Raw genomic sequence first — 550 nt, forward strand, 5'->3', positions numbered from 1 at the left:
ACTTTTTTGTTCAATCACTATATTTCACACAGCTTCATTAATAAAACGAAATTGCTTCAACCCGCTTCAACTTCAACTGGCTTCAACTTCAGCCTACTTCATTCAATAACAAAACGAATCCGCTTCATCCAAAATCAACCATTCTAACGCACATATTCAAATATAGCAGCTGCACCCATGCCGACACCAATACACATCGTAACCATGCCGTAACGGCTATCGGGACGTCTACCCATTTCATTAAGTAAACGCGCGGTTAACATTGCGCCTGTAGCACCTAATGGATGACCTAAAGCAATAGCGCCACCATTCACATTCGTACGTGATATATCTAGACCTACTTCTTTAATAGATGCAATCGTTTGAGAAGCAAATGCTTCGTTCAATTCGATCAAATCAATGTCTTCAACAGATAGATTGCTGAGTGACAATACTTCAGGAATCGCATATGCAGGCCCAATACCCATAATTTTCGGGTCAACGCCTACTGCCTTAAAACCAACGAATCGTGCAATAGGTGTCACGCCGAGTTCTTTCACTTTATCTCCAG

The 550-nt window shown here is 41.5% G+C and carries 1 pseudogene; it reads right to left on the minus strand.

The window, feature by feature from the left end:
• Window positions 1-143: 143 nt before the first annotated feature.
• Window positions 144-550: pseudogene (locus KQ486_RS14250) on the minus strand (acetyl-CoA C-acyltransferase); the annotation flags it as partial.

This window comes from Allobacillus halotolerans (assembly GCF_018967645.1).
Taxonomy (GTDB): Bacteria; Bacillota; Bacilli; order Bacillales; family Alkalibacillaceae; genus Allobacillus; species Allobacillus halotolerans.